Here is a 4,411-nt window from a genome sequence, read left to right as displayed (position 1 = left end):
GAAAAAACATTCAAGAAGTAAAAGAAAATCAATCGTTTGGATTTAGGAAAAATGTTTTACTGCATTCGCTGGTCTTTCTATTAGGCGTATCTGTCGTTTATATCAGTTTAGGATTGGGAATGAGTTATTTAGGGGATCTGTTTAGCGGTTTGATGACAGGATCGATCAGTCTATTGCTACAACGGCTAGCTGGATTGTTGATTGTGTTCATGGGACTTTTGACTATGGGCGTACTTAAAATCCCTGCTTTATTAGGAGAGTACCGTCTCTTAAAAATGAATAAAACAGTTAATTTTGCATCGACGTTTTTAGTGGGGCTAGGGTTTGCTGCCGGCTGGACACCTTGTATAGGTCCAATTTTTTCATCGATATTATTGTTAGGAAATGCAGTGGGTTCGCCACCGATATGGTATCTAGTCTTATACATTATCGGATTCTCATTGCCGTTTTTATTGGTTTCTTTCTTTATCGGAAAAATAAAAAACATTGTAAAATACAGCAATCTTATTATGAAGATAGGCGGGGGTGTTCTAATCGTGCTAGGAGTACTTTTGTTGACAGGAACGCTAGAGAGCCTATCAGAATTTATTGCACACTTATTAGAAGGAACGCGTTTTGAATTATTAGGTTAGAAAAGGAGGCTATAATGAAGAAAATTATTTGGGCTGTTTTAGGTATTGCGCTTCTTTGGATCATCGCAGATTTCAGCTACGGTATTATACAAGAAAAGCAAGCGCAAAAACAAGCTGAAGAACAAACGCAACAAATAAAAGAAGAAGAACAAGCTGATTTGGAAGAAGGAAATAACGCTGGACAACTGGCTTACGATTTTGAAGCAGAGGATATGGACGGCAATGCTGTTAAATTATCTGATTACCGCGGAAAAAAAGTATTTTTGAACTTTTGGGCGAGTTGGTGTCCTCCTTGTAAAATAGAAATGCCACATTTAAAGGCTTTTTCTGAAGAACAAGAAGATGTAGTTGTTTTGGGAGTGAATGTAACAACTTCGGAAACGAATCTTGACAATGTAACAGAGTTTTTGAATACCTATGATATCGGTTATACCAATCTTTACGGTAGTCAAAAAATGTTCAATTTATATCGTGTACAATCTTTGCCGACCTCCTATATCATCGGAAAAGACGGAGTTATTCATGAAAGAATCGTTGGACCGGTCACTCAAGATGGCTTAACGGAAAAATTTGCTGCAATCGATTAAATAGAAAGAAGGATTAAAACGATGAATACATTTCCTCAGGCACAAACAATAGACGAAGTAGTGCTGTTTATTGAGCAACACCCATTGGCTTTTGTATATGTTTCGAGAGAAAATTGTAGTGTGTGTCATGCTGTTCAACCGCAAGTTCAAGAAATGCTGAAAGAGTTTCCGCGTATTGAACCCATTCAAGTGAGTGCCGATCAAGTTCCTGAAGTAGCCAGTCAATTTACTGTATTTACTGTCCCGGCGTTGTTGTTATTTGTGGAAGGCAAAGAAGTACTGCGCGAGGCTCGCTTTGTTGTGATGGATGACTTACACGATCAATTCCAACGAATCGCTGAAAATTATTAAACCGGCTGAATGTACCATCCTAAAGAATGGACAAGCTTGAAAAACCCCATGCCTAAAAGGTATGGGGTTTTTATATTTTTTCCAAACATCCTTGAGCTAAAGAAAGATCTATAGAGGTTAGTGCCTTTAGATACAGAGATTTAAAAAGGCAGAGTAGTCGAATAGGTACAAAGTGTGAACGAGATTGCCATAAACAGAGAATAAAAGAACTAACAGTTGGTAAAATAGTAGCTTTTAAAAAAGGGGTATGATATAAAATAACATGTTAATAAGCTAAAGGCCTAAATTACGGAAATGAGGTATATGTGAACATGTCAAAAAGAACATCCTTTTTATCGCTCTTTCTTTCTTTATTGCTAATTGTTTTTCTCTTAATTTTTCAGTTTACAACAAGTGATTACCGCTATATCAGTTTTTCGGTTATCTTAATAGCAGCAGTAGCTATGAATTTTTTATCTACTTCTAAAAATTTTATTTTAATTCTTACAATTATTTTTGGAGTAGGCTTTTCCCTTGTATTTTTATCCGATACGAATATAGTTTCTCAACTGTATTTGATTGGGGAATACGCGCTATTGATCGCATCACTGGTTATTATGTGGCTATTATTTTCAGAAATAAAGAAAATGAATGATGAATTGGAAATATTAAAAGAAAAAGCTGAAGAACTAGAGAAATATGTAGGATCTTCTAATTTATTGACACATTCGGAATTTACTAATCGGATAAAGTTCATTACAACCGGAACCCAAAGAAGAGGGGAAGAAAATTATTACGTTTCAATCAAGTCGGATCCTTCAGATAAAACCAAAGAAGCAATGAGCTTTTTATTGATGCAGACATTGTTAAAAACAGTGCGGTCTGATTTTGATTTAGTGACTAAGTTGGCGGATGATTCATATTTAATCTTTTTGCAAAATACAAAAAAGGAAGGCTGTTTAAAGGTAGTAGATCGGCTCTTTCAAACTTTAAGAACTGAATTGAATGTGATGCAAATTCCTATCCAATATGAAATTTTTGATCAGGAAAAAGGGTTTGACTATTATGAGAATACTAAGGATGGAGAAGCTAAACAATGAATTTATTAATGATGATCATCATGGTTTTCTTTTGGTCGATGTTGCTCTTTTATTCCATTTTGACAGTAGCCGGTGTAACTCAGAGGTTAACAAAAAAAGAACCCATTATGTTAACTGATTATCCTTCTGTAGTTGTTTTAATCCCAGCTCATAACGAAGGTGTTGTTATTAAAGATACGTTAAATGCAATGGTCAAATTAGAATATCCGGGAGAGCTGACGGTTTACCTATTGGATGATAATTCGGAAGATGATACGGCGAGTATTGTCCAAGAGTTCAGTCAATTGTTTGCTAGAATTTGTTACGTCAAAGTACCACCAGGTAAACCAACAGGAAAATCAAGAGTATTGAATTATGGTCTTTCTATTACAGAATCAGATTATTTTCTAGTATTTGATGCAGATAATCAGCCGAATAAAGATGCTGTAATTGAACTGGTGCATGCAGCAGAAACAACAGAAGATGCTGCAGGAGCAGTAGGTTATGTTAAAACGGTCAATGCGGATCAAAACTTGCTGACACGAATGATTGCAATTGAATTTCAGGTATTCCAGCTGCTGATGCAAAGTGGCCGTTGGAAGCTATTTAAAGCTGGTTCACTGGCAGGCACTAATATGCTGCTTAAAAGAGAAGCTCTTCAAGCAGCCGGCGGATATGATCCTTATGCTTTAGCGGAAGATGCTGAATTAACCGTTCGGATAGCTGCAATGGAAAAAACATTGCCGGTTGTTCACCAATCTCATACTTGGGAGCAAGAACCCGAAAGTATAAAAACCTTTATCAAGCAACGTACTAGATGGTTAACGGGCAATCTGTATTTATTGGAAAAGTCGCTGCATGACTGGAGTTTTTGGAAAGGGAAAACCTTTATTTATAGTTTGCAACATATTTTAACCTATTTCTTTTTTGTGGTTTTATTGTTGATTTCAAATATTTGGTTTGTCTTAGGATTAGCAGGATTCTCAGTTCCTTATTTTGATGTTCCGTTGCTGTTTATTTGGTTTTTAAGCTACGTTGTCTATACTGCCCAAGTCGTTAGTGCAATGGTTTTAGAAAATTCGATTACGCCGTTCAATCTTTTTGTCGGCTTGATTATGTATTTTACTTATGCTCAATTCTTTTTGCTGTTGCTGTTAAGAAGTGCCAGTCAATACATTTGGAGCCGAATGACCAAAACAACGATTACTTGGGACAAAACAAAACGGTTTAAAAAAGGGGAAACAGAATGAACAAAAAAAGGTTCTATTTGATCCTGATTCTTATTCTGTTGGTCAGCAGTTTGCTTGCTTTGAATTTTCATCAGAAGATAGGAGTTCAAGAAGTGGTAAATAGTAAATACGAAAACAACAAAGGTTTAATTAAAAATTATGCTAAAAATGGTAAAGTCCAATACTTATCTGAAAGTATTGGCCAATATCTTTATTATTTATTACTTGTAGAAGATGAAAAGGAATTTAAACAACAAGTAGCTGTTTTGAAAAAGAACTTTTTAGTGAAACAAGCAGATGGAACGTTTATCCAATGGGTAGCCACCGCTCAAACGACAACCAATGCATCGGTTGATGATTTTCGAATTATTGCCGTTCTGAGAAAAGCAAGTGAACAGTTTCAAGAACCTGCTTATCAAATCTTAGCCAATGAATTGGAAGAAACGTTAATTTCTAAACAGCTGACGGATGGCCTCATAGTTGACTTTTATGACTGGGAGCTGCAAAAAAAAGCGGCTGTTCTTCATTTATCGTATATTGATGATCAACTCATA

At 35.8% G+C, this 4,411-nt stretch carries 6 protein-coding genes; all 6 read left to right on the top strand.

Going from position 1 to position 4,411, the window contains the following annotated elements; all coding sequences use genetic code 11:
- The coding region (locus RT405_RS13095; protein ID WP_313470266.1) for a cytochrome c biogenesis protein CcdA at window positions 1–632 on the top strand (632 nt) is incomplete at its 5' end.
- Window positions 633–646: 14 nt separating this feature from the next.
- Window positions 647–1,219 (top strand): TlpA disulfide reductase family protein, encoded by a 573-nt coding sequence (locus tag RT405_RS13090; protein WP_313470264.1) that lies wholly within the window; start codon window positions 647–649, stop codon window positions 1,217–1,219.
- A gap of 21 nt (window positions 1,220–1,240) precedes the next feature.
- A complete protein-coding gene (locus RT405_RS13085; protein WP_313470263.1) occupies window positions 1,241–1,570 on the top strand; it encodes a thioredoxin family protein in 330 nt (109 codons plus the stop codon).
- 311 nt (window positions 1,571–1,881) lie between these two features.
- Complete coding sequence (locus tag RT405_RS13080) at window positions 1,882–2,649, top strand: hypothetical protein (RefSeq protein WP_313470261.1); 768 nt, start codon at window positions 1,882–1,884, stop codon at window positions 2,647–2,649.
- Window positions 2,646–3,878: a glycosyltransferase gene (locus RT405_RS13075; protein WP_313470259.1), complete on the top strand. Its 1,233-nt coding sequence runs from the start codon at window positions 2,646–2,648 to the stop codon at window positions 3,876–3,878. Before RT405_RS13080 ends, RT405_RS13075 begins: the two co-directional genes overlap by 4 nt.
- Window positions 3,875–4,411 (top strand): hypothetical protein (locus RT405_RS13070; RefSeq protein WP_313470257.1); only part of this gene is annotated, 537 nt, incomplete at its 3' end. The genes RT405_RS13075 and RT405_RS13070, both read left to right, overlap by 4 nt.

Origin of the sequence: Carnobacterium sp. (assembly GCF_032094055.1) — a bacterium.
Classification (GTDB): Bacteria; Bacillota; Bacilli; order Lactobacillales; family Carnobacteriaceae; genus Carnobacterium_A.
Note: the sequence above shows the minus strand (reverse complement) of the source record. Positions and strands in the feature narration are given on the sequence as shown.